Below are 24532 nucleotides of genomic sequence, written 5' to 3'. Positions count from 1 at the left end.
GGCCACAGCGAACGGCGGTATTGATGAGCGCTTCGCAAGCGAACAGCGGCAAGTCTGTCGACCACGGCAGTCTGTCGGGCGAACTCGACGAACCAGGTGACAACGCGACCTCGCACGAGGTCGATCTGCCGCGCATCGAGCGGGCCGTCCGCGAAATTCTGTTCGCCGTCGGCGAAGATCCCGATCGCGAAGGCCTGCGCGAAACTCCGGCTCGCGTGGCGCGGATGTACCGCGAGCTGTTCAGCGGGCTGCATACCGATCCGCGGATCCATCTGCAGAAGTTCTTCACCGAGAAGTACGACGAGATGGTCCTCGTGAAGGATATCTCGTTCAACAGCATGTGCGAGCATCACATGCTGCCGTTCATCGGCAAGGCCCACATCGGCTACGTCCCCAACGGCAAGGTCGTTGGCCTGAGTAAGCTGGCCCGCGTCGTTGAAGAGATTTCGCACCGGCCGCAAGTGCAGGAGCGGATGACCGAGCAGATTGCCAACTTGCTCGTCGAAGAACTCGGCGTGAAAGGCGTGGCGGTGGTAATCGAAGCGGCCCACTCGTGCATGTCGATCCGCGGCGTGCGGAAGCCGGACAGCCTGTGCGTCACTTCGGCGATGAAGGGGCTGTTCCGCTCGAACCTTTCGAGCCGGTCGGAAGTGATGAATCTCATTTACGGCGGTAAGTAGGCTGAACGCCTAGCCCGCGGGGAACGCATGGCGTTGCTGACGGAATTCCTGCTGCGGCTGTCGTTTGGCCTCGCGGCGGGGATGACGATCGCTTCGCCGCGATTGGTGACGAGCGGGTACTTTCGCAACCACCTCTACGTGACGCTGGGGCTCTCGGCGCTGGCGGCGTTGCTCAGTCGCGTGGCGGCGCCCGCGGCGTTTGGTTGGGCGATTGGTTCGGCGGTGCTGAGTTATGTCGGCGCCGTTTGCTGGCTCTACGAGAAGCCGCGGGCTGGCGTGGCGCTGTTGTATGGCGTGGCGATTGTTGGCGCCGTGGGAGCGCTGGCCGCGATGAGCGGCGTCGACAGCCTTCACGTCACGGGAGCAGCGGCGAAATCCTCAGCCGTGCTGGAGTGGCTGCGATTTCTCCAGCCAATCACCTCGGGCTTGCTGCTCGGCACAACGACCGCGGCGATGTTGCTGGGGCACTGGTACCTCAACGCCCCGGGAATGCAATTGGCGCCGCTGCGCGAACTGCTGCTGGCGATGGCGGCGGCGGTTGCGCTACAGACGCTTCTCTGCGGCGTCGGGCTCGTTGGCGAGGCGTCGTCACAAGCGCTCAGCACGCAAGATTGGCTCTTCCTGTTGCTGCGGTGGTCGTTCGGATTGATCGGTGTGATCGTGCTGATTTACCTGACCTGGAAAACGCTCGAAATCCCCAATACGCAAAGCGCCACGGGCATTCTGTACGTCGCCGTGATCGGGACGTTTGTCGGCGAAACGATGTCGTTGCTACTGTCTGCCGAGTCGGTTTACCCCGTATAATGGCAGTTTGCCTTGGCCAAGAGGGCGAGGCGTCCCGTTCCCCCGCGCGGTCAGCGATGCACGTCACCTACGCCTGCAGCTCTTGCGACAGCGCCGTTCGTCACGAGTTCGACGAACGGACGACGGCGCTGGCGTGCCCGGCGTGCCGGCACGAGGTGGCGCTGCCGGAGGGAGCGGTGAGCGGCGAGCGGGTGCGGCGGTGTCTTGTCTGCCCCAGCCACGATCTTTACATGCGGAAAGACTTTCCGCAGCGGCTGGGTGTGCTGCTCGTGGCGATTGGCGTCATTGGCAGCTCGATCGCCTGGGCCAACGCGAACCTGGCGTGGACGTTCGGGATTTTGTTCGCCACAGCGCTGGCCGACCTGCTGCTGTTCATGTTCGTCGGCAACGCGCTCATGTGTTACCGCTGCGGCGCCCAATACCGCGGCGTGGCAGAGATGGAAACACACGGGCATTTCAATTTGGAAACTCACGAGAAGTATCGACAGATCGCGGCGCGGACGAGCGAGATGGCTTCTTCTCGGCCTTCCTAGTTGTGGGGACTAACCACGAAGGCTCAAAGACGGGAAGGGGAGCACGAAGAAAGACGAACTTGGCCCGCGAATGACGCCAATCTTCGCTAATGGGAATAAATAGAGTTAGCAAGAATGCTGCCGCGGGGCGGAGCGGAAATGTTGGTCTCAGCGTGGCTTAGTTCAATAAAATAGCTTTCCAATTCATTTTCAATCGTGCGGAGTGAATTCTTCATTTATTAATTGGCGTTCCATTCGTGTGATTCGCGGGGAATCTTCTTCCCTTCGTGAGTTCTTCGTGCCTTCCAGCCTTCGTGGTTAATAGTTTCCCTCTGCCGCCGCAATCGCCCTATGGACGCTGAACAGCTTCGCATCCGTGACGACCTGCGGGGGCAACTCGATGGCGACGTTCACTGCGACGATTTGTTCGTGCAGATGTACGCGAGCGACGCGAGCATCTTCGAAGTACCGCCGTTGGGGGTGGCGTTGCCGCGGCATCGGGACGATGTGGTGGCGATTGTGCGGTACGCGGCGGAGCGCGGGATTCCGCTCTTCCCGCGCGGCGCCGGCACGGGGCTGGCAGGAGATTCGCTCGGACGCGGCATCGTCGTCGATTTCTCAAAACATATGCGACGGATTGTTTCGGTGGGCGAAGACCACGTCGTCGTGCAACCGGGCGTGGTGCTGGCGCAGCTGAACGATCGGCTGGCCCGCAGCGGCCGGATGTTTGGGCCCGATCCGGCCAACGTTGAAGTGACGACGATGGGAAGCGTCGTGGCCCTCGACGCGTCAGGAAGCCGCTGGCCTGCGTATGGTTCGACGCGACGGCATGTGCGTGAGTTGGAAGTGGTGCTGGCCGACGGGCAAGTGACGAGATTGTCGCAACACGTTCCCGACGTCGATGCCGAGCGGCGCGATGACCCGGCCGGCGCGCTGGCGGCGGGAGTCGCTGACATCATCGCTCGGCATCAACATGCGATTGATGAGCGGCGGACGCGCAGTCTCGTCGATCGTAGCGGCTACCGCCTGCACGACTTGTGGAAGTCGAATGACGCCGATGAGCGGGGGACGATCGACTTGGCTCGACTGCTCGTCGGGAGTGAGGGGACGCTCGCGATCGTCACCGAAGCAACGCTCGCGACAGTCGCGCTTCCGGAGCACACCGGCAGCATGCTGCTGTTCTTTACGTCGCTCTCCGGGGCGGCCCAGGCGGCGGCGGAGCTCTCGATGCACACGCTGCGGGCGTGCGATCTGATGGATCGCCGGCACTTGAGTCTCGCGCGAGAGAGCAATCCGCGGTACGAGTTCCTGATTCCCGCCGAGGCCGAGGCGGTGCTGCTCGTTGAATGCGGCGGCGAATCTGAGGAGGAGGTGCGGCAGGCGTTGCGCGAGATTGAGCACCTGCTCGTCGATCAGCGGCGGATGGCGTCGAGTTCTCAGTTGGCGCTAGATCCGTTCGACAGCGACATCCTCTGGCAATTAGCGCGGCGCTACGTGCCGACGCTCTACCGCTTGCGTGGCTCATCGCGGCCGGTCCCGTTCGTGGAAGACATTGCGGTGCCGCCCCAGGCGCTGCCGAATTTCTTGCAAAAGGCGCTTGAAACGTTGCGGCGGCATCAGGTGACGGCGTCGATCTTCGGGCATGCGGCGCACGGGCAGCTCCACATTCGGCCGTTCATCGATCTTACTGACCCCCAAGAAGTGCCGAAGCTCCGCGAACTAGCGGAAGAGCTGTACGGCTACACCTGGGAAGTGGGCGGCACGATCAGCGGCGAGCATGCCGAAGGGTATAGCCGGACACCGTATGCTGCGGGGCAACACGGGCCGTTAATGGCGGCGTTCCGCGAGGTGAAGTTGCTGTTCGATCCGCGCGGGATTCTCAATCCGGGCAAGAAGATTCCGGCCGATTCGGTTCCGCTCGAAACGCCGCTGCGGCGCGTGACGTTCCCGCTACTAGATCGTCTGGAAGTCGATGACGCGCCGCCGCAGTCGAGTTCGCTCAAGCGGCCGCCGTCGAGTTTGATTCAGCTGCAACTCGACTGGCGTCCCGACGAAATGACGTACGCGGCGCGGATGTGCAACGGTTGCGGGGCTTGCCGCACGCAAGAAGCCGAGTCGCGGATGTGCCCGACGTTTCGCCCCGCGCCGCGCGAGGAAGCGTCGCCGCGGGCCAAGGCGAACCTGGCGCGGGCGATTCTCACCGGCGCGCTGCCGGCGGGGGCGGTGCTTGAGGAAGCGGTGAAAGAAGTCTGCGACCTCTGCATCCACTGCCACATGTGTCGGCTCGAGTGTCCGGCCAACGTCGACGTGCCGAAGCTGATGGCGGAAGCGAAGGGTTCGTACGTCGCCGTCAACGGGCTGCGGCTGCACGATTGGTTCATCACGAACATCGACGTGCTGTGCGGCTACGCGTCGCGTTTCCCAAACATCGCGAATTGGGCGATTCGCAGCCGCTGGGCGCGGTGGGTGATCGAGCGAACGCTTGGCATCGCCCAGGGACGGAAGTTGCCGCGGTTCACGCGCGGGCCGTTCCTCGAATCCTCGACGCAAGCGCGCCTGGCCAAACCGAATCGCGATCCAGGCGAAAAGGTGCTGCTGTTCGTCGACACGTTCGCCAACTTCTGCGATTCGCAGTTGGCGAAGGCCTTTGTCGCCGTGCTTGAGCACAACGACGTCTCGGTTTACATTCCCGACCGCCAGTACGAGGCGGGGATGCCGATGATCTCGCAGGGAGCGCTCGGCCCCGCGCGGTTGCTTGCCGAGCGCAACGTGGCGATGCTCAGCGAGGCGGTGCGGCAGGGGTACACGATCGTGTCGACGGAGCCGTCGGCGATTCTCGCGCTGCAGCGCGAGTATGCTCACTTACTTGGCGACGATTCCGACGTGCGACTAGTGGCCGAGAACTCAATGGAAGCGACGCAGTATCTGTGGCGGCTCCATCAGAAGGGGCGGTTGCGTCTCGATTTTCAACCGCTGGAGATGACCGTCGGCTATCACACGCCGTGTCATGTGAAAGCGCTCGAGGTCGGCGTGCCGAGCGTCAACTTGATGGGGCTAATTCCGAAGCTCGACTTGCGGCTGATCGAAAAAGGTTGCAGCGGCGCGGCGGGACTCTTTGGGTTTCAAAAGAAAAACTACCGGACGAGTCTGCGGATTGGCTTGCCACTGATCACCGAATTACGGAAGGGTGGCTACCGGCTGGGGGTCACCGAATGCAGCACGTGTCGGATTCAGATGGAGCAGGGGGCGTCGATGGCGACGCTTCATCCGGTGAAACTTGTCGCGCTCGCCTACGGGCTGATGCCCGAGCTGCGGCAGTTGATTGATAGTCCCGCGCAGGAGCTGGTAGTAAGATGAGGCTGACGGTGAAGTTGTTCGCCGCGGCCCGGGAATTGGCGGGGTGCGGCGAGTTGCCGATCGAGTTGCCCGCCGGGGCGGACGTGGCGGCGCTGCGTGTCGTGTTATGCGCAACGGCGCCGGCGCTTGCAGAATTGGCGCAGCGGTCGCTCATCGCGGTGAACGAAGAGTATGCGCGGGACGCAACGCGGTTGCATGATGGCGATACGGCGGCGCTGATTCCACCGGTGAGCGGCGGGTAGCGCTGAGATTGCCCTGATTACAAATGATTCAACTGACCGACAACCCGATCGACGCGACGGCGCTCCTGCAATCGGCTCAGCAGCCGGAGGCAGGCGCCGTGGTGTTGTTCCTCGGGATCACGCGGCAGTTCACCAAGGGACGCGAGACGGCGACGCTGAGCTACGAAGCCTACCGCGAGATGGCGATGAAGGAGCTGGAGCGGCTCGAGCAACAAGCACGCGAGCGGTGGCCGCTGGTGGATTGCAGCATCGTGCACCGCTTGGGCGAGGTGCCGCTGGCCGAAGCAAGCGTCGCGATCGCGGTGAGCAGTCCGCATCGCGGCGATGCATTTGATGCGGGGCGGTGGTTGATCGATACGCTCAAGGAAAGCGTACCGATTTGGAAACAAGAGCATTGGGCGGACGGCGGGGCCGAATGGGTTCATCCGACGACGAACATAAACGGATAGGTTTAGCGACAGACGATGTCAACGGCGATTCACCATGCAACGGATCATGACGCGACGGCAGGGAAACTGCCGCCGCTCGTCGATTCGTTCGGTCGTCGGCATACAAGTCTCCGCATCAGCGTCACCGATCGGTGCAACATCCGCTGCTTCTACTGCATGCCTGCCGAAGGCGTCGTCTTCCGGCCGCGGGCGGAACTGTTGACGTTCGAGGAGATCGAGCGATTCGTGCGCGCGCTCGTGCCGCTGGGCCTCGACAAGCTGCGACTCACTGGCGGCGAGCCGCTGTTGCGGGCCGACTTGCCCGAACTCGTCCGCATGCTGGCGGCAATCCCGGACATCCGCGACTTAGCGCTGACGACCAACGGCATGTTGCTCGACCAGCAAGCTGCAGCGCTTCAGTCAGCAGGCTTGCGGCGCATCAACATCAGCCTCGACACGCTGAGCGAAGCGACGTTCGAACGGATCACGCGGCGGCAGGGACTCGATCGCGTGCTCGCCGGCATCGCCGCGGCGCAAGAGGCAGGGTTCGACGAAATTCGTCTCAATGCGATTGCGATTCGCGGTCTGACTGAGGACGAAATTATTCCGCTCGCGGGTTTTGCTAGAGACCGCAAATTGGAGTTGCGGTTTATCGAATTTATGCCGCTCGACGCCGAGCATCATTGGTCAACCGAGCAGGTCCTCACCGGCGCTGAGATTCGCCGCGTTATCGAGGATCGCTGGGGCCCGCTGCAAGTCGCGCCGCGCGACAATGCCAGTCAACCGGCAGTCGATTTTTGCTTCGCCGACGGCGGCAAAATCGGTTTCATCAACCCGGTTAGCGAGCCGTTCTGCGGCGATTGCAATCGGCTCCGCTTGACGGCGGAGGGGCAAGTGCGAAACTGCCTGTTCTCGACGGTCGAGCGGGATGCCCGCCGCGTTCTTCGCAACGGTGGGAGCGACGACGATTTGCGGACGCTGGTTCGCGAGTCGGTCGCCGCGAAAGCCGCCGCGCATGGCGTCGGCCGGAGCGATTTTCATCAGCCCGAGCGGGCGATGTACCAAATCGGCGGATGACGAGAGTCTTCAAGTTACGATTCACCTCATGAGGAATTCCCCCGTGAAGTTTGCCGCTACGATTGTTTGCCTCGGCGCCATGGGCGTCGCGTCGTTCGCCTCCGCCGAAATCGACCGCTCGAAGGTCGATCAATCGCCGCTCAAGTCGGTGAAGGTGGTCGAGGCGTTTCCGAACCTATTCTGGCCCGACGATGTAACCGGCGTCGACGAAGGCAAGCCGAAGGAACTGCGGCCGCTGGTGCTCACCGGGGCGGGCGATGGCAGCGGCCGGTTGTTCATCGCGACACAGCCAGGGCGGATCCATGTGATTGAAAACAAGCCCGACGCCGAGGAGATGGGGACGTTCCTCGACATCACCGATCGCCTCCACTACGCAGCGCCGAAGGAAAACGAAGAAGGCTTCCTCGGCTTTGCGTTCCATCCGAAGTTCAAGGAAAACGGCGAGTTCTTCGTCTACTACACGAACGACTACAAAAACGAGAAGGATCGCAAGTCGATCATCTCGCGGTTTCGCGTCTCGAAGGACGACCCGAACAAGGCCGATCCAGCGAGCGAAGAGATTGTCATGGAGATCCCGCAGCCGTATTGGAATCACAACGGCGGCACGCTCGTGTTCGGTCCCGATGGCTATCTGTACGTCGGCCTCGGCGACGGCGGCTCGGGCCGCGATCCGCACGGCAACGGGCAGAACCTCAACACGCTGCTCGGCAAGATTTTGCGGATCGACGTCGACAAGAAGGACCCGGGCCTGAACTACGCGATTCCGCAGGATAATCCTTTCGTCGGCAAGAAGGACGCCCGCGGCGAGAACTGGGCTTACGGCATTCGCAACATTTGGCGGATGGCATTCGACCGTAAGACCGGCACGCTGTGGGCCGGCGAAGTTGGCCAGGATCTGTGGGAAGAAATCGACATCATCGAGAAGGGGGGCAACTACGGTTGGAACCTTCGCGAAGGGACTCACAAGTTCGGCGACAAGGGGAGCGAGCCGCGAGCCGATCTCGTTGAACCGGTGTGGGACTATCACCACGACCTCGGCAAGTCGATCACTGGCGGCAACGTCTACCGCGGCAAGAGCGCGCCGGAGCTGGAAGGCGCCTTCATGTACGGCGACCTAGCGACCGGGCAGGTCTACGCCCTGTGGGTCGACGAGGCGACGAAGCAGGCGACGGCAAATCGGCTCGTTCTTGAGAAAGGGACGCCGATTTTCACTTTCGGCGAAGATGACGACGGCGAGACTTATTTCTCAACCCAAGAGGGCGGGATTTATAAGTTCGAGTCGCAGTAGGTTGGCGCGGCGAGACGGCCGCCTCGACCTCGCTTGAATGCATCACGGAAATGCTCGACGGTCAGTCACGCTGATCGTCGAGCATTTCTTTGCGCTTGTCGGAGTCGCCGCGCGGCAGCACAAAATAACTTACCAGCGTGCTGATCAAAAACAATGCGAGCAGTGCAGCGATCGCGAGCGTTGCGAATAGTCCCCACGCGTTGCCGAGAACCGCGGTGAATGCGGCGCCAATCAAGATGGCCGCGGCGGCGAAGAGTGCGGCGACTTTCGAGATCCGTCGCATCTGGCGTGACTTGTTCCTGGGGGCGTCGAATTGCCTGCGAATCTCAACCAGCCAGATACTCGCTAACAAACGATCCCATGCCGATCCAACTGAAGAAGATGACGGTTAGCATCGCGATGAGCGGAATCGCGTTGACGGTGGGAGTTTTTGTTGGATGACGTGCGCCATCCCTTGCATGTGAGATTTGTACGAGCACTGTAACGATGAGGAGTGAGAGAATAAGCACGCCCACCAAGAAGCTGAGCAATATCAACTCGACCGCGTTCTCGGGCAGCCGTAGCAGTACGGCTGCGCCGGGTAGCAGTAAGCAGCAGCTGCAGCTTAGCAGCGCCAGCGGAAGCAACTTGCCGCGGAGGCGTTCGCCATCATGCTTGGGGCGTTGCTGACTCAAGGGCGGCCCTCCGAAACTCCCGCCGTCCGTAGACCAGGCTAGCGGCGCCATTCAAAGCTGTTGCGAGGCCAAGAACGCGGAATTCGCTGTTGAACAGCAAGTCGCCGCCGATCACGAAGCTGATGATGGCGGCGATAACGCACAGTTGCGCCCGTGATCTCCGTCGCGAAGGTTGTTCGGTTAGGGCGTTCATGCCACGCATTTTACTCAATCCGGGCACGCTGGCCTACGCGGCGGCATACTCACGATTGATGATTAGCTGACAGATTTTTGAGGCCAGACCGCTTCAACCGGGCACGGCGAAGATGCCTGTTCTCACCAGCATGATGCCGAAGACGGCGATCACGGCGGGAACTAAGATCGCCCCAATGACGAACCCGACCGCGAAGCCGCGATTACCGCGAATGAGCGCCCCGCAGGCGCCGAAGACGATGCCGCCGACAAGGGCGATGGTCATTACGGCGACGGGATTGGTGGCGGCTAACATGATGGTAACGGTAGCTGACGCAAGAATTTGGATGAACCGGTTTCTAGCTGTTGATCGGCCGAGGAAGTCGTTTCGTTGACATCGGCGCCTGCGTGGAGTTCGCCTACGAGCGGCAATTCTTGCCAAAGTGGTTCGTGAGGCGGCAGATTCTCTATAGCGCCACGACGATTCCCAGTAGCCCCGCTACGGCAGTCGTGGCGATGATTGCCGAGCGAACTGTAAACCGTTGCCCGAGGCGGAGAGCGCCGACGCCCAGCAAAGTGAAGAGGAGAGCGGCGTACCAGAGTGGGAAGATCACGGATCCGTCTGCGGCGGCGAACAAGCCGCTCGATGCCAGTTTCTCCTGAAACCAAATGTCGATCGGACGGTCATCCAGGGTGAAGTGAACGATTGTCCGCGATATGCCCATGCCGGTTCCGCCGCCGGCTGTGATCGCACTCGGAGTGCCGACTGGGCAAAGCTCAGGGTCCACTGGCGTGGCAGAGACCTCGGCCATCCCGTGCGTCGCGTCGAAGCTCCACAGCCGCGTTCGGGTTTCGATGCTGAATCGGCAGAAGTTTCCGCTCGCCCACAGTGCGAAGGCGGCGACGCCGAGCGCGAGGCATGCTGTCGCCAGAGCGTAGCGGAGGTACGAGAGCATGGTGGCGAGTATAGCGGGCGTTGGCAAGATTGAGCGGGCGTCTTTTGCGCTGCTCTCGGGCTGAAAGCCCAACCTACACAAACTGACGACACCTGCATCGCTGGCGATACGTTGTTCACGGCCCTCCTGGGCTTGAAAAGTCTGTAATTCACGCGAGAGTTGTAGTTGCGCAGGGTTGGCGCCTCGTTTGCGTCAACCTCTGCCGGCGAGGTGCGTCGTGGGCCGACGCAGCGTTCTCGCCCGCTTACCGCCGCCGACCCAATGCATAGCGGCGGCAAGTTGCAATGGTTACAAGCTGCTCCCGAGGAAGGGGGATCTCGCCATGCCTGTCGTTAAGTCTTTCACCGCACTCAGCGCGCTCGTCGCCGTTTCGTTCGCACCGATCGCTGCGACGCGCGCTTTCGGACAAGTCCCCGCCCCCCCGGCACCGGGCGGCGCTCCCGCACCGGCGGTCGCGCCCGCGAACCCAGGGCCGCTGGCCGGCGCTCAACAGCAGGGCGGGATGCAAGTACTCGACCAGGGGCCGATCCACGAAGCCTTCGCCGAAGCGGTCGTTCTCGAAGCGGGCCAATCGATCCGCGTGAAGCAAGAGCCGCCGGAACCGATCAACGAACTGCCGCCCGAAGTCCGGCCAGAAGGCGACAATGTCGAGTGGATTCCCGGTTACTGGATGTGGTCGGACGATCAGAACGATTTCATTTGGGTGAGCGGCGTTTGGCGCGATATTCCGCCGGGGCGGCGTTGGGTGCCGGGGCATTGGACGGCGGCGGACGCCGAGTTCCAGTGGGTTCCCGGTTTCTGGGCCGGCGAGCAAGTGCAAGAGGTGCAGATGCTGCCGTTGCCGCCTGAGACGCTGGAGGTCGGGCCGTCGAGCCCGGCGCCGGCGGCGAACTTTTTCTGGGTGCCCGGTTGCTGGACTTGGAATGGCGGCGCCTATGATTGGCGGGCTGGCTATTGGTACGCCGGGCAAAATAACTGGGTCTGGATTCCCGATCGCTATTGCTACACGCCGCAGGGTGCGATCTTTATCTCTGGGTATTGGGACTACCTGCTCGCCTACCGCGGGTTGGCGTACGCCCCGGTTTGGTGGCCGCAGCCGGTGTGGCGCGGCGTCGGTTGGTCGTACCGCCCGTATAGCGTTCTTGATTCCGGGCTGCTGCTCTCGGCGCTCTACATCAACCGCCACCACCATCACTACTACTTCGGCTACGGCGGCTGGCACGGCAACCACTACAATCCCTGGTGGCAGAACGGCGGCCGCGGTCGCGGGTACGATCCGTTCTGTGCGTACCACCGCTGGCACGATGGCCGCAACCGGGATGACTGGGCGAACAACTACCGCCGCGACTTCGATCGCTTTCAGCAAGACCATAAGCGGCCTGGCGGCGGTCACCAGGGTGGCCCGAACGGTATTGCTGGCGGCGGCCCCAACGGCAGTCCGCATCGCAACAAGCTCGTGACAACCGCCGACCTGCGGCAGCGCTCGCAGATCGGCCAAGTGAAATTGCAGCAAGCTTCGAAGGCCGACCTTGATCGTTCGCGCGGTCAGATCGACCAGTTCAAGCAAATTCGCGATGCGCGAGTTGCCGCGGAAGGACGCTTCAAGGGATTCGAGAATGGCGTTCCAAAGAACTTCGACGATTTGAAGAACGGGCGCGGCGGCCAGCCAGGCCGCGGGCCTGGGCAGGGCGCGGTGATCAACCGTGACGCAATTGCGGGCGGGAAGAACGGGCGTCCCAACGATCCAGGCAAACTCGCTGGCGTCGTCGATCGCGACGTGATTCGCGGTGGCAAGGCGCTCGAAGGAGTCGACGGCAAGCGGCCGGAGCGGACGGCGTTTAACTTGCCGCCCGTCGCGCGTACGACCGGCAAGCCGACCGTCGACGCGGGCGTTGGCAGCGGTAAACCTCCGGGCTTTGTCGGCGGTTCACGCGGCGACGTGCGGACGCTGCCAAACGGTTCAGTCCGCGGCGGCGACGCGAATGGGATGAAGTTCAGCGATTTGCAGCGGCAGATGCGCGATCGCGGCGGCAATCTTCCCGGTGGTCAGAACGGCCAAACGGGCGGGGGCAATTCGGTTGTACGTCGCGAACAGTTGCCGGTTGGCAGCGGCGGCGGGATTCCGAGCGCGTCGCGAGAAATCATTCGCGGCGGCCAGGACTTGCCGCAGAACGGCGGCGCAGATCCGTTCCGCTCGAATCGTTCCGTGCGGAACCCCCAAGAGTTCCGTCGGCAGCAGAACTTCGACGGCAACTCCTCGTTCCCGCAAGGGAGCGGCCGCACGATGGAGGGTCGCGCTCGCATCGAGATGCCGCAGAATCGCCTGCAGCAGCCAGTCGGCCCGACGGGGCAGCTGGGAGTCCGCAGCATGCCGTACCAGTCGCGGAACCTCCAAGTGCCGATGCCGAGCGGAGCGAGTTCGCCGAGCATGATTCAGAGCGACCGGCCGAACCAGAGCTTCCGCGGCGTTCCCAGCGGCGGAGGTGGCGCACCGAGGTCGTTTGGCGGATTTAACCCGGGTAATTCGGGCCCGAGCAACTCCGGCAACTTTGGCGGCGGCAACAGCGGCGCTGAGATGCGAGGCTTCCGCGGACCGTCAGGGGGCGGGCAGATGATGCGCAGCCAAGGGGGGAGTGGCGGCGGCGGACCATCGGCCTTCCGCAGCAGCGGCGGCGCCGTCGGCACTGGAGGTGGCGGCGGAGGTCACGGGCACGGGCGCCGTTGAGGTTAAATCGCTCGGCGCCTCGGACTGGTCGCTTAAGCGACCAGTCCGAACCCACGCTTGAGTTTTCCAGTGCTGGGGTGCGTTAGTACCGCAGAATCGCGTCGACCGTGAGGCGATTCTCCAGCACGTCGCGACGTTCGGTGAGCGGCAGTTCCCACGCGACGCCGATTTCAACATGCCGGTTCGGCTTGTATTTGGCGCCAATCGCCCCAGTGACGATGTCGTTGCCCGCGACGCCGGTCGAACCAAAGTTGAACAGATCGCCGCCCTCGATGCCGGGCGCAAAGTCGTTGTTGCCCGAGCTCATCCAGTGGTACCAGTTGTATTCAGTGAGGAAGTACCACTTCTGCACAACCTGGTAGTCGAAGTGGTTCGACCAGTACCACATCTGGCTCTCTTCGCTGCTATCGGCAGGGAGGCGGAAGCCTGAGCCGCTAATCACGTGGCCGTAGCCTAGGACCTGAGCGCCGCCGGTGAGGAACAGATGGAACTCGCCGTCGCCGTTGCCTTGTCGCGTCCGCGGCGTGCCGGCAGGGATCTCGTAGGTGAGGCCGCCGCTGAGGAGCCGTTGCGTCTCGGCGTCCGAGTAGATCGTATACTTCAAGCCAGCCGCTACGTCGGCCCAACCGTCGGCGATCACCGGGTTCTGCGAGACGGCGTAGCCATCTTTCGTCGCGATGATCGACAGCCGATCGGTAATGCGAGCCCGCGCCTGGGCCGCGTAAACTTGAATGTCGCCGCCGCCTGCCGCGAGCGGAACCTTATGGTTCAAGAAGATGCCGCGGACTTCGGTCAGCTGCCGCGGATCTTCAAAGAAGACCGGGTTGGTCATCGGGCTGATGAAGCTGTCGAAGCAGTGATCCGACTGCTTGATCAACCCGCAGAGGATCGCTTTCTCGCAGCAGGAGTCGCTGCACGAAAGCTGCTCGGTGCAGCCGACGTCGCACGAGGGATCGTCGATCACGAACTGATCGGCGATGGCCGGCGGGCTCGCGTACTCGTAAGGGGCGACGGCCGAGTCGGCGCCGACGATTTCTGAGGGCATCAGTTGCTGAGCGGGGGCGATCGACGGCATGCCGAGCGCCAGCGCCGCAACGGCGGCGGAGAATTTGGCGTTCATCCTGAACGGTGTCCTATGTGCGTCGTCCGTGTCGAGCAGCCGGGAGCGTGGGGCTCGGAACCGGCGCGGCCGAGAGAGCGGCCTGACGCTAGCATCGACGAGAATCAGCGTTAATGCGCTAGATTTTGTTCAAGCCTAGCGCGCACGGAATAAACGTGATGACTCTTTCGACAGGAGTCGCGCGATGCGGCAATTGGCGCCTGGCATATTCGCTACCGATTGCAAGGTTTAACAGAGCCGGAGTGCGGCTCAAGCTTGGATTTTCAGAGCGTCGCGCACCTGCAGTAATTGGGCGACGATGCTGATGGCGATTTCCGCCGGCAGGTTGCTGCCGAGCGGCAGCCCGATCGGGCAGTGGAACGCGTCGGCTTGCTCTTCTGGAATGCCGGCCGCCACGAGTTCGCGGCGTAGGACCGCTCGCTTGGCGGCGCTGCCGATGACGCCGAGGTACGGAAATTTCAGGCCCTGGCGAAAGATCGCTTCGAGAATCGGCCGGTCGGTACGGTGGCCCATCGTCATACAGAGGACGAAGGCGTCGCGGGTCAGGTCGTCCAACATCGCAGTTGGATCAGCAAGACAGCGTTTGCGCAGCCGCGGGTGATCGAAGAGCTTGGCGAGCCACTCGTCGCGCGGATCGACGCAAACGATGCGGCAGGGGAGCGGGAGCAACGCGGCGATGACCGCCGCCGCGACATGTCCAGCGCCGAAGATCGCGATTTGCCACTCGCCGTGGTTGTAGATTTCGAAGAAGAGTTGGACGACTCCGCCGCAGGTCATGCCGACGTCGCGTTGGAGGTTCCACTCGACGAGTTGGGGTGAAGGAGTAACGGAAGACCGGGGGGATGAACCCCCCGGCTCGCTGTTGGGATAGTCGTGGCGGAGGAATTGTTGCGCTTCCGCGATCGCTTTCGCTTCGACGCGGCCGCCGCCGATGGTGCCGAAGTCGAGCCCCGCCGCCGTGACGAGCATCTTGCTGCCGACGTCGCTCGGCGTGCTCCCCACGACGCCGACGAGCGTGACGCTAACGAACGGCGCACCGGCGGCGGCGAGTTCGGCGAGGCGTTCGATGTATCCGTGAAGGGAGGGCATTGGCGAGGTAGCCGCGGGTCAACGACCCGCCGGAGCGGAGTTAAATCGATTTTCAATTATTAATTTGATCGTGCGCCGCTGCGTCCAACGGAAGTTGCTCCGGCGGGTCGTTGACCCGCGGTTGCTAGCGTTAGACACCGCAGAATTTCCTCGCCAGTCGCCGGCAGGTTCAGAGAAGCCGCTGCTTCGGCGCTTACGTACGACAACGCATTTTTCACCGCCGCCCATGCCGCGATGCCGAGCATCAGCGGCGGTTCGCCAACCGCTTTGCTGCGGCGGATGTTCTGCACGTTGTCGTTGTTATCAAGCAGCGCTAAGCGAAAGTCGATCGGCACGTCAGTGATCGCGGGGATTTTGTACGTCGTCGGCGAGTGGCTCAGGAGCACTCCCTTGTCGTTGTAGGTGAGGGCCTCTGCGGTTACCCAGCCCATCCCCTGGATGAAACCGCCGATGATTTGGCCGCGATCGACGCCGGGGTTGATCGAGCGGCCGATGTCGATCAGCAGGTCGGCTCGCGCGACGGTCAATTCACCGGTGAAGCGGTCGATCGCGACTTCAACGGCAGCGGCGCCTTGGGTGTAATAGAAGAATGGGGTACCTCGGCCCGTTTCGCGGTTGAAGTCGATGCCCGGCGTGGCGAAGAAGCCGCGGGCGCCGAGGTCGACTCGTTCGCGGCGGGCTTCGTCGCAGAGCGGGCCGAAGGCGATTCGCAGTTCGGGGCGGCGAGTGTCGTAGACGACGTTGTCGGCGAAGACGATGTGCCGCGGCGATGGCGTGAGGCCTTCTGCTTTATCCGATAGTCGGTCGGCGGCGAACTTCTTCAACCGCCGTTTGATCTGCTGGCAGGCCCGCACCGCGGCGGCGCCGTTGAGGTCGGTGCTGGCCGAGGCGGCGGTCGGCGAGGCGTTGTTGTTCTTCTCGGTCGAGGTCGCCATCAGGCGAACGCGGGCCGGGTCGAGGCCGAACTCATCAGCGACGAGTTGGCGGATCTTTGTGTTGAGCCCTTGGCCCATCTCGGTGCCGCCGGTGGAAACCTGCACGGTGCCGTCGGTGTAGAGATTTACGAGCGCGTTCCCTTGATTAAGGAACTTCGAAGTAAAACTGATGCCAAACTTCATGCCGGTTAGTGCGAGGCCGCGGAGCGTGAGCGGATCGTTCGCGTTGCGGCGGGCGATCTCCGCGCGGCGGGCGTGATATTGCGACGAGGCGGCGAGGGCGTCGAAGATTTCCGGCAGATGATTCTTCTCGACGATTTGGCCGTAGGGAGTGACGTTCCGCTCAGTGACGCCGTAGACGTTCGCGCAACGGACTTCGTAAGCGTCGATCGCGAGATGCTGGGCGATTGACTCGAGAATGTTCTCGGTCGCCGCCATCGCCTGCGGGCCGCCGAAGCCGCGGAACGCGGTGTTCGACGGCAGGTTCGTGAAGCAAATGCGGCCACGGAAATCGGCGTGAGGAATGTAGTAGGCGTTATCGGAATGGAGCAGCGTCCGCTCCATGATCGACGGCGAAAGGTCGAGCGAGCAGCCGCCGTTCGAATAATAGTCGTACTTCAGCGCGTGGATACGGCCGTCGCGTTCAAAACCGACTTCCCAGCGGACGAGGTAGGGGTGCCGCTTGCCGGTGGAGCACATGTCGGTGTCTTTGTCGAAGATCACCCGCGCGGCGCGGCCCGTCTTGCGCGCGACGAGCGCCGCCATCATTGCGGGGATCGCCGCCTGCGTCTCCTTGCCGCCGAAGCCGCCGCCCATCCGCTTAGTGACGCAGACGACTTCGTGAAAGCCGACGCCAAGCATTTCGGCGACGACGGTTTGAATTTCGGTCGGGTTTTGCGTCGAACTGTGGACGACCATCTGGCCATCTTCGCCGGGATAGGCGATCGCGGCCTGCGATTCGAGATAAAACTGTTCCTGGCCGCCGATGTGAAACGTGCCGCTGAGGCGATGGGGCGACTTCCTCAGTTCCGCGTCGATCTCGCCGCCGCGGGCGATGCGACGCTCGACGCCGAGGAAGCGTTGTTGAGCGATCGATTCTTCGAGCGCGAGGAGCGGCGGCTGCTCCGAGTATTTTAGTTCGACCGCGGCGATGCCGTGATGAAGCGCGGCGCGGGATTCAGCCGCGACGATGGCGACCGGCTGGCCGACGTAGAGGAGTTCGCGGTCGGCGAGAAACGGCTCGTCGGCGGCGAGCGGGCCGAACATGTTGTGCGCGGGGACGTCGGCAACTGTGTAGACGGCCGCGACGCCGGGGATCGCACGCGCAGCCGTCGCTTCGATGCTCGTCAGTTGGCCGCAGGCGATTGGGCTCGGGACGAAGCCAACGTGGAGTTCTCCCGCCATCGACGGCATGTCGTCGAGGTAATACGCCTGGCCGGTGACGTGACCTACGGCGGAATCGTGCGGGATGGTTTGGCCGACGCTCGGCATAGTGATCTCGTTTATACCGCCGCAAGTTGCGATTGTGTTTGGTGGTAGAACTTTAACAGCACATTGCGGGTCAATTGACGACGGTACTCCGCGGAGCCGCGGACGTCGTCGATGGGCGTCACTTCGTTCACCGCGATGTCGCCGGCCGTTTGCATTGTTTCGAGGGTGAGCGGTTCGCCGACGAGGAAACGTTCGGTTTGCCGCGCTCGCATTACTGTTGGGCCGACGGCGCCGAAGGCGATGCTCGCTTGTTTGATCGCGTCGCCGTCAAGTTGCATCCGGACAGCGGCGGTGAAGCCGGAGATGTCGAGATCGCGGCGGCGCGAAACTTTGTAAAGTTGCAGCAACTCGCGCTCGGCCGGCAGCGGGATGCGAACTTCGATGATGAGTTCGCCCGGCTTCAGTTCGAGCTTTTTGTAGCCGTGGTAGAACTGATTGATGTTCACTTCGCGGCGACCCGACTTACTGGCGAGCACCAGCACCGCTTCCATTACGAACAGGAAGGGGAGTGAATCGGCGATCGGCGAGGCGTTCGCAATGTTGCCGGCGATCGTGCCAACGTTTCGGATCTGCGGGGCGCCGAAGAGTTGCAAGATGCTGGCAAACGCCGGAGCTGCTTGGCGGAATGCTGCGAGCAGCGTGGTCCAGCTCGCGCGGGCGCCGCAACGGAGTATGCCGTTTTCAACGGCGACGGCCTCAAGTTCCTTGATTCGGTTGAGATCGAGAATCACCGGCGGCAGGCGATGGGCTTTGTTTGCACGGACGCCGATGTCGGTGGCGCCGGCGACGATCGTGGCGGTCGGCTGCATCGCGAGGAAATCGAGCGCTTCTTCAAGCGTGCGAGGCGAGCAGGCGATGTGCTGGACGCCGAATGAAGTGGTTTCAAGACGCAGCTCGTCGTCGCCAGCGCCGGCAAACGCGGCCAGCATCGGTGCGGAGGGATAAAGTTGCGCGAGTCGCTGATGATCGGCGCCGTTGCACTTCAAGCCGGAGTCGATGATCGGCGTGTAGCCGGTGCAGCGGCAGAGGTTGCCGGTGAGTTCGGAGCGTAACGATGGTTCGTCGAGCGAATCTTGCCGTTCAAGCATGCCGGTCATCGCCATGACGAATCCTGGCGTGCAAAACCCGCATTGCGAGCCATGGCAATCGACCATCGCCTGCTGGACGGCGTTAAGCGTACCGTCGCGGCGGAGACCTTCAACAGTAACAATGTGGGCGCCGTCGAGCTGGAACATGAACTGAATGCAGGAATCGACCGGTTTGTAGTCGAGCTGCTGGCGGCTGGCAGCCGGCCGGCCGATGAGCGTGGTGCAGGCGCCGCAATCCCCTTCGCTGCAAACGATCTTCGTGCCGACTAGGCCGCAACGGAGTCGCAGATAATCCGAGAGCGACAGGAACGCGTCCCCGCCGCGGACTTCGCGCTGTTCACCGTTGATGAAGAGGAGCAGGTGGTCGCGCATGGGCGGGGGCTCGCTGCGGCCCCCGGTTTGAAGAACCGGAGGCTAATGGGGGAACCGACATCGTTGGCTGTCGCGATCGACGTTCTTCCGCGTTGAACTTTGGAAAAACTGCAGTTCGCGACTATAATCCGCTCGCACCGCCCGAACACCCCAATTATCGGTTTCGTTTTGCCTGTGGTCAATGCAAGTTCTCAGTGGCAGCGCTTGGCTGCGGACGTGATGGAGCGGTGCGACGCGCTCGCACGTTGCAGCGACGAACCGGGACGAATCACGCGACTCTTCTGCACGCCGGCGATGCGCGACGCCCATCGGCTCGTCACTGGGTGGATGAGTGCTGCTGGGATGATCGTCAACATGGACGAGGCAGGCAATTTTCGGGGAACGTACATACCGCTGGGTTGCGATCCCGCGAAACGCTTGATAATTGGCTCGCATCTCGACACCGTCGCCGACGCAGGACGCTACGACGGCGTCCTCGGCGTGATGATGGGGATCGCCGTCGTCGAGGCGCTCCGCGCGGCAAACACGCCGCTGCCGTGGGCGGTCGAAGTGATCGGCTTCTCGGAAGAGGAGGGTGTTCGCTTTCGCTTGCCGTTCATTGGGAGTCGCGCGCTCGTTGGAACGTTCGATCCGCAACTGCTGACGCTCTGCGACGGCGCAGGAGTCAGCCTCGGCCAAGCACTCACCGCGTTCGGTTGCGATCCAAACGCGATCGGCGAATGCCGTGTTCTGGAGGGCGACATTGTCGCCTACCTCGAACCTCACATCGAGCAGGGGCCGCTGCTCGAAGCGGTTCATCAGCCGCTCGGCGTGGTGACGGCGATTGCCGGCCAAACGCGCCTGACCGTCGAGTGGGCAGGGGAGGGGGGGCATGCCGGCACGGCGCCGATGAACTTGCGGAACGATCCGCTCCCTATCGCCGGTCGTTGGACGATCGCCGTCGAGGAACTTGCCCGCGCGACGCCGGGGCTCGTGGCGACGGTCGGTCGTTTCGTCGTCGATCCGAACGTGCCGAATTGCATTCCGCGGATGGTGACAGCGTCGCTCGATGTGCGACACCAGGACGACGCCGTGCGGATCATGGCGGTGGCGAAGCTGCTCGCCCTGGCAGAAGAGTTGGCGCAGGGCGCCAATTTGGCCGTGCGCGTGGAACGGCAGCACGAACACGCAGCAGTCGCGATGGACGTCGAGCTGACTGCAGGACTCGCCGCGGCGGTGGCGGAGATCGACTCTGCTCCGCGGCTCATGGTCAGCGGGGCTGGCCACGACGCCGGCGTTGTCGCCCGCGCGGCGCCGACGGCGATGCTCTTTCTCCGCAGTCCCGGCGGCGTGAGCCATCATCCGGCCGAGGCCGTTCACGCGGACGATGTGGCGCTTGGGATCGAGGCACTGGTAACGTTCGTAAAACAGTTGGCGGCGCAATCGGCCGCCGCTCCGCGTTGATAGATCACAAGCACTGAAAAATAGTAGTGAGCCATCCCGCCATGGATTTGTTTGGAACGACTCGCAGCCACGTCACCTCGCAGCATGCTCTCATCACGCCAGATACGTGGGTGTGGCAAGATCTTCCCGGGTGGCGGGGGGCTAAAGGCGTCGTCTACATCTCGCCCCACATGGGAGCCCGGTTCGTGCAGGCCAACGTCGCGATTGATGCGGGCGGTTTCACCAGCGGCGCGGCCGAGGGCGTCGAACGCGTCGTTTGGGTGCGAACGGGGAAGCTCGCGCTCAAGTTGCCCGGGGGCGCGGCGCACACGCTCGTGGCGGAAGATTTTGCATATCTCCCGCCCGATCGGCCGCACGAACTGAAGGCGATCGAAGCGAGCAACATCGTGCTATTCGAAAAGCGGTACCAGAAAGTGGCGTTCGAGTGGCCCGAAGCGATTGTCGGCACGACGGCCGACGCCCCAGGCGTCGCATTCATGGGTGATGAACAAGCCCGCCTGCAAACTCTACTGCCAACCGACGAGCGGTTCGATATGGCGGTAAACGTTTTTACCTACCAGCCAGGCGCCAACTTGCCGCAGGTTGAGATCCATGTGATGGAACATGGCCTAGTGATGCTCGACGGCATGGGTGTCTACCGGCTGGGCGATTCGTGGTACCCCGTCGAAGAAGGCGATGTCATTTGGATGGCTTCGTACTGCCCGCAGTGGTTCGTGGCGATGGGGAAGACGCCGGCGCGGTATCTGTATTACAAGGACGTGAATCGTGAACCGCTGCTGGGCTTGTAACTGTTGCCGCAGCGCGGTGAGCGACTAGCGCAGAATCGTCGCATCGGACGACGGCGCTTCGACGGCATTCGCCTGGCGAACCTCGCCGCTCTGGGCGGCGGGAGGGGCGACTCCTTCGGCGAAATCGCTCGGCCAAGTCGTCTTTTCCGGCGCGTCGGCGAGTTCAGTCGATTGCTCGTACTTCGCGGCCGCTTGGGCGAATGGTTCCATGCCGACTTCCGGGGCGGGCGACATCGCGTTGACCGCATGTCCGACGCCGGCGCCGGCGAGCGAGAAGACGATGGTCGAACCAGGAACGAACATCGCCGTTTGCCCGCCGATTTCGCTGCCGAATTGCGGGTAAAGGGCGTCGCGAGCAGCGACCTGTTCGTCGTACGTGCCGTTTTGGGCAACGTGGGCGTAGACTTCTTCCTTGGCCGCCCGCTCGGGATAGAGCGTCAAGATCGGCAGCGAGTAGATTGAGGCGTAGGTGCCGGGATTGTCGCGCCAGCGGACGTTCTTCGCATGGGCGCCTTGTTCGACCGCGAGCGCTGGAATATCGGAGTAGACGTAGATGCTATCGGTGTAAGGGTTGTACGAATCGCCGCCGACGAGCCCGCTGAACACGCGGCCCGGCAGAATGGTGTAACCGAGCGTACGGACGGCGCCGAACGTGTACCGCCAGCCGGCGCCGACGCTCTTATTCGCGGCCAGCCGGCGCCATTCGTCGCCGGGGGCGTACTGGTTGATGCGAACCTTGGTTGAGCCCATGCCGTTGGCCGCCATGTATTCCGAGAGCTTCAGCTCGGTGTCGGCAGAGACCTGATGGTTCGACGCGCGACGGTCCCAGAGAGCGATTTTTTCGGGTACGCCGAGGACCCAGCCGACGCCATCGACGACCGGGTGCGCGTCGCCCCGTTCAATCTGCGGGCTATCGTCGAGCGGATGCGAGACGCCGTTCGCTGGCGATTGATCGAACGTCGGCACGCGGTGAGCCGCGCAGCCGGAAGCGATCGATAACGCTAGTAGCAAGACCGCAGCGCGAGATTTCACGACGCGACTCGACGAGGGTGAACGGTGTGCACGCTGCCTCGAACGACGAGGCGACGGCGAAACAATGGCGGGGGATTAAACAGTCCTGGCGACGGGGCGCCAAGATTGATTTCCAGCCGCCAAGATCGCTGCTAGCTGCCGTTCGAGTGCGGATGGGAAGCTAGTACCGCATCATGATTTCGCCGCCGTCGAGCCCTGCGATTCCCTTAAATCCCCCCTCGGCAATCGCAGCGCCGAGGTCGGTCACTTGACGGTAGTAGCTGTTGCTAGCCCGCTTGCCCGTGTACTTGCTCTTCAGCTCTTGGCAGAGCACGTCCGCGGCGTTGCGCACCAGTTCGTCCTGCTGGCGGGCGCCGTAGAGCGACGTGCAGAGCATCGTGATCAGATCCTGGCAGCGCTGCGAGAGTTCCGCCATCCGGCATTGGCGGTCGGCGAGGGCGAGTTGGAACTTGCTCATCGTTTGCGAGATTTCGAGGCCCATCGCGTGCAGGTTCTCGCAGGCGAACTCGGCGTGCTTACGCAGTTCGCTCGGCATCGTCGGCAGTTGCGGCGCCGCGCCGCTGGAGAGGCGGCGGGCGATCATCCACTTGGCGTAAGGCCAGGCGACGCTTTTCAGCGCCCAGGCGTGGGCGGGGTTGAAGGGGTTCGGCTTCTTGATGCCGGCAGCGGCGAGCGTTTTGCCGATCGGTTCGAAAAACGTTTTGCCATGCTCCTTTACGAGCGACTTGAAGAAGCCCATTGCCAGCATCTCGCCTTCGCCTTCGTAAATGCAGGGGGCGAGGTACTCGTGGACGTTGTCGCCGAAGTTGTGGCCATGCAGGAACGAGCGGCCGCCGTGCGTTTTCATGTATAGCTCGATCGCCGCGTGCTTTTGCGCTTCGCTGCCGAAGATTTTGGCGACGATGCATTCCATCTCGCCCCGGTAGCCGCGATCGATGAGGCCGGAACACCACGCGACGAGGCCGTCCGCGGCGGTGATCAGTCCCGCCAGTTGGCCGAGGCGGCGGCGGACAAGTTCGCGGCGGGCAATCGTCTGGCCGTAGGTTTCGCGGAAGTTGGCCCACGGGATGATATTCGCCATCATGAGGCGCATCGTGCCGGCGGCGTTCGCACAGAGGGCGATGCGGCCGAGGTTAAGGCCGTGGTACGCGATGGTGAGTCCGTCGCCCTTGGGAGGCGCGAGCAGATTCGCGGTCGGCACGCGGAAGTCACGGAAGATGATGCCGCGGTTGTAGGTGTGCTTCAGCGCCCAGAGGCCGTATTTACGGAGTTGGAAGTGTTCGTTTTCTTCCCGCGGCAGCTCGACGATGAGGACGGCTGGCTTCCCTTCGATGAGGCAGACGAGGCCAATCGTCCGGCCGGGGACGACGTTGGTGATGAACAGTTTTTCGCCGTTCACGATGAAGTCGTCGCCAGAGCGGACTGCCGTTGTTTTCAGTGCCGTGAGATCGCTGCCGGCGCCTGGTTCGGTAAGCGCGAACGCGCTCAGCCGCTCACCCGAGGCGAGCCCTGGCAGAAAACGTTGTCGTTGCTCGTCCGTGCCGAACGTTCGCACCGGGTCGACGGCGCCGATGCAGCCGTGGACTGATGCTAAGCCTGCGACGGTCGGATCGATGGTCGCCATCCGCGTGAGGAACGGGGCGAATGACGAAAAGGGAGCGCCGCTGCCGCCATACGCCGGATCGACTAACAATCCCCAGTAGCCCGCTTGGCCGAGTTCAGCGAGCACGTGGTCGGCGATCTTGTGTTCGTCGTTGTAGAGCGAACCGCCGTCGCGATGGCGACGGACGATTTCCACCGAGGCGTCCATCACCTGCTGGATGGCTGGCGGCGTCATCGCCGGTTCGCTTTGAAACAAATCGACCGGCACGCCGTTGTCCCACACTGCGCGGTGGGCGGGACTGTTGGCCGTTTGGTACTGCGAGGCGAACAGCTTTTCGACTTGATCGTCGGCCGCGTCGATTGCCCCGGTGCGGCGGGCTTCGTCGTCGCTCTTGCCGCCCAGCTTAAGCGCGGTCTCGGCGAACGAGGGGCCGTCGTTGTCGTCAGACGCGGGGCGAGGGCGGAGCTCGGTGGACATCACGGTTCCTCATAGTCGGAAAAGGCAAACTTCAGTACATTCTACCGTCGTCGGGCCTGTTCGACTTCCTTGAATCCTCGGACCAATCGCTACAGACGGACATGCGACCAAGTTGGGGCCGCGGTGCGTAGAGACGGTTGGGTGCGAAGGGCGTCGATCCATTGAATACTGCTCCGGCGG

General features: G+C 63.0%; 21 protein-coding genes. 11 read left to right on the top strand and 10 right to left on the bottom strand.

Annotated elements, in window-relative coordinates:
- Window positions 1-23: 23 nt before the first annotated feature.
- The 8 genes from folE (at window position 24) to ACQY7R_RS04925 (ending at window position 8388) form a co-directional block, all read left to right on the top strand.
- Complete coding sequence (gene folE / locus ACQY7R_RS04960; protein ID WP_428304485.1) at window positions 24-680, top strand: GTP cyclohydrolase I FolE; 657 nt, start codon at window positions 24-26, stop codon at window positions 678-680.
- 27 nt (window positions 681-707) lie between these two features.
- A complete protein-coding gene (locus tag ACQY7R_RS04955) occupies window positions 708-1484 on the top strand; it encodes a hypothetical protein (protein ID WP_428304484.1) in 777 nt (258 codons plus the stop codon).
- 56 nt (window positions 1485-1540) lie between these two features.
- Complete coding sequence (locus tag ACQY7R_RS04950; protein WP_428304483.1) at window positions 1541-2017, top strand: hypothetical protein; 477 nt, start codon at window positions 1541-1543, stop codon at window positions 2015-2017.
- A gap of 330 nt (window positions 2018-2347) precedes the next feature.
- A complete protein-coding gene (locus tag ACQY7R_RS04945) occupies window positions 2348-5353 on the top strand; it encodes an anaerobic glycerol-3-phosphate dehydrogenase subunit C (RefSeq protein ID WP_428304482.1) in 3006 nt (1001 codons plus the stop codon).
- A gap of 8 nt (window positions 5354-5361) precedes the next feature.
- On the top strand, window positions 5362-5595 hold the full coding sequence (locus ACQY7R_RS04940; protein ID WP_428304481.1) for a MoaD/ThiS family protein: 234 nt from the start codon (window positions 5362-5364) through the stop codon (window positions 5593-5595).
- 23 nt (window positions 5596-5618) lie between these two features.
- On the top strand, window positions 5619-6044 hold the full coding sequence (locus ACQY7R_RS04935; protein ID WP_428304480.1) for a molybdenum cofactor biosynthesis protein MoaE: 426 nt from the start codon (window positions 5619-5621) through the stop codon (window positions 6042-6044).
- 15 nt (window positions 6045-6059) lie between these two features.
- Window positions 6060-7100, top strand: a complete 1041-nt coding sequence (gene moaA / locus ACQY7R_RS04930) for a GTP 3',8-cyclase MoaA (RefSeq protein ID WP_428304479.1) — start codon at window positions 6060-6062, stop codon at window positions 7098-7100.
- Window positions 7101-7143: 43 nt separating this feature from the next.
- Window positions 7144-8388, top strand: a complete 1245-nt coding sequence (locus ACQY7R_RS04925; protein ID WP_428304478.1) for a PQQ-dependent sugar dehydrogenase — start codon at window positions 7144-7146, stop codon at window positions 8386-8388.
- Window positions 8389-8449: 61 nt separating this feature from the next.
- Here ACQY7R_RS04925 and ACQY7R_RS04920 read toward each other — a convergent pair whose 3' ends face one another.
- From ACQY7R_RS04920 to ACQY7R_RS04905, 4 genes are all read right to left on the bottom strand, one after another.
- The gene (locus ACQY7R_RS04920) at window positions 8450-8671 is read right to left on the bottom strand and encodes a hypothetical protein (protein WP_428304477.1); all 222 of its coding nucleotides are present in this window, start codon (window positions 8669-8671) and stop codon (window positions 8450-8452) included.
- Between the two features lie 43 nt (window positions 8672-8714).
- Window positions 8715-9062: a hypothetical protein gene (locus ACQY7R_RS04915; protein ID WP_428304476.1), complete on the bottom strand. Its 348-nt coding sequence runs from the start codon at window positions 9060-9062 to the stop codon at window positions 8715-8717.
- Between the two features lie 286 nt (window positions 9063-9348).
- A complete protein-coding gene (locus ACQY7R_RS04910; RefSeq protein ID WP_428304475.1) occupies window positions 9349-9549 on the bottom strand; it encodes a hypothetical protein in 201 nt (66 codons plus the stop codon).
- Window positions 9550-9700: 151 nt separating this feature from the next.
- Complete coding sequence (locus ACQY7R_RS04905; protein ID WP_428304474.1) at window positions 9701-10189, bottom strand: hypothetical protein; 489 nt, start codon at window positions 10187-10189, stop codon at window positions 9701-9703.
- A gap of 322 nt (window positions 10190-10511) precedes the next feature.
- Between ACQY7R_RS04905 and ACQY7R_RS04900 the strand changes: the two genes are divergently transcribed.
- A complete protein-coding gene (locus ACQY7R_RS04900) occupies window positions 10512-12914 on the top strand; it encodes a hypothetical protein (protein WP_428304473.1) in 2403 nt (800 codons plus the stop codon).
- Window positions 12915-12996: 82 nt separating this feature from the next.
- Here the strand turns inward: ACQY7R_RS04900 and ACQY7R_RS04895 are convergent, their stop codons facing one another.
- From ACQY7R_RS04895 to ACQY7R_RS04880, 4 genes are all read right to left on the bottom strand, one after another.
- Window positions 12997-14034, bottom strand: coding sequence for a hypothetical protein (locus ACQY7R_RS04895; RefSeq protein ID WP_428304472.1), 1038 nt, complete (start codon window positions 14032-14034; stop codon window positions 12997-12999).
- Between the two features lie 249 nt (window positions 14035-14283).
- Window positions 14284-15123 (bottom strand): XdhC family protein, encoded by an 840-nt coding sequence (locus ACQY7R_RS04890; protein WP_428304471.1) that lies wholly within the window; start codon window positions 15121-15123, stop codon window positions 14284-14286.
- Between the two features lie 59 nt (window positions 15124-15182).
- Window positions 15183-17549: a xanthine dehydrogenase molybdopterin binding subunit gene (gene xdhB / locus ACQY7R_RS04885; protein ID WP_428304470.1), complete on the bottom strand. Its 2367-nt coding sequence runs from the start codon at window positions 17547-17549 to the stop codon at window positions 15183-15185.
- An 11-nt stretch (window positions 17550-17560) separates the two neighbouring features.
- The gene (locus ACQY7R_RS04880; RefSeq protein WP_428304469.1) at window positions 17561-19009 is read right to left on the bottom strand and encodes a xanthine dehydrogenase small subunit; all 1449 of its coding nucleotides are present in this window, start codon (window positions 19007-19009) and stop codon (window positions 17561-17563) included.
- Between the two features lie 174 nt (window positions 19010-19183).
- Here ACQY7R_RS04880 and ACQY7R_RS04875 point away from each other — a divergent pair, with 174 nt between their 5' ends.
- Window positions 19184-20452: an allantoate amidohydrolase gene (locus ACQY7R_RS04875; protein ID WP_428304983.1), complete on the top strand. Its 1269-nt coding sequence runs from the start codon at window positions 19184-19186 to the stop codon at window positions 20450-20452.
- A 41-nt stretch (window positions 20453-20493) separates the two neighbouring features.
- The gene (gene allE, locus ACQY7R_RS04870) at window positions 20494-21240 is read left to right on the top strand and encodes a (S)-ureidoglycine aminohydrolase (protein WP_428304468.1); all 747 of its coding nucleotides are present in this window, start codon (window positions 20494-20496) and stop codon (window positions 21238-21240) included.
- Between the two features lie 24 nt (window positions 21241-21264).
- Here the strand turns inward: allE and ACQY7R_RS04865 are convergent, their stop codons facing one another.
- Together ACQY7R_RS04865 and ACQY7R_RS04860 are read right to left on the bottom strand one after the other, a co-directional pair.
- Window positions 21265-22272: a hypothetical protein gene (locus tag ACQY7R_RS04865; RefSeq protein WP_428304467.1), complete on the bottom strand. Its 1008-nt coding sequence runs from the start codon at window positions 22270-22272 to the stop codon at window positions 21265-21267.
- A 160-nt stretch (window positions 22273-22432) separates the two neighbouring features.
- Window positions 22433-24352, bottom strand: a complete 1920-nt coding sequence (locus ACQY7R_RS04860; RefSeq protein WP_428304466.1) for an acyl-CoA dehydrogenase family protein — start codon at window positions 24350-24352, stop codon at window positions 22433-22435.
- Between the last annotated feature and the right edge of the window lie 180 nt (window positions 24353-24532).

The organism is Lacipirellula sp. (assembly GCF_965279485.1).
In the GTDB taxonomy this organism is placed as follows: Bacteria; Planctomycetota; Planctomycetia; order Pirellulales; family Lacipirellulaceae; genus Lacipirellula.
This window is presented reverse-complemented; position numbering and strand designations above follow the sequence as displayed.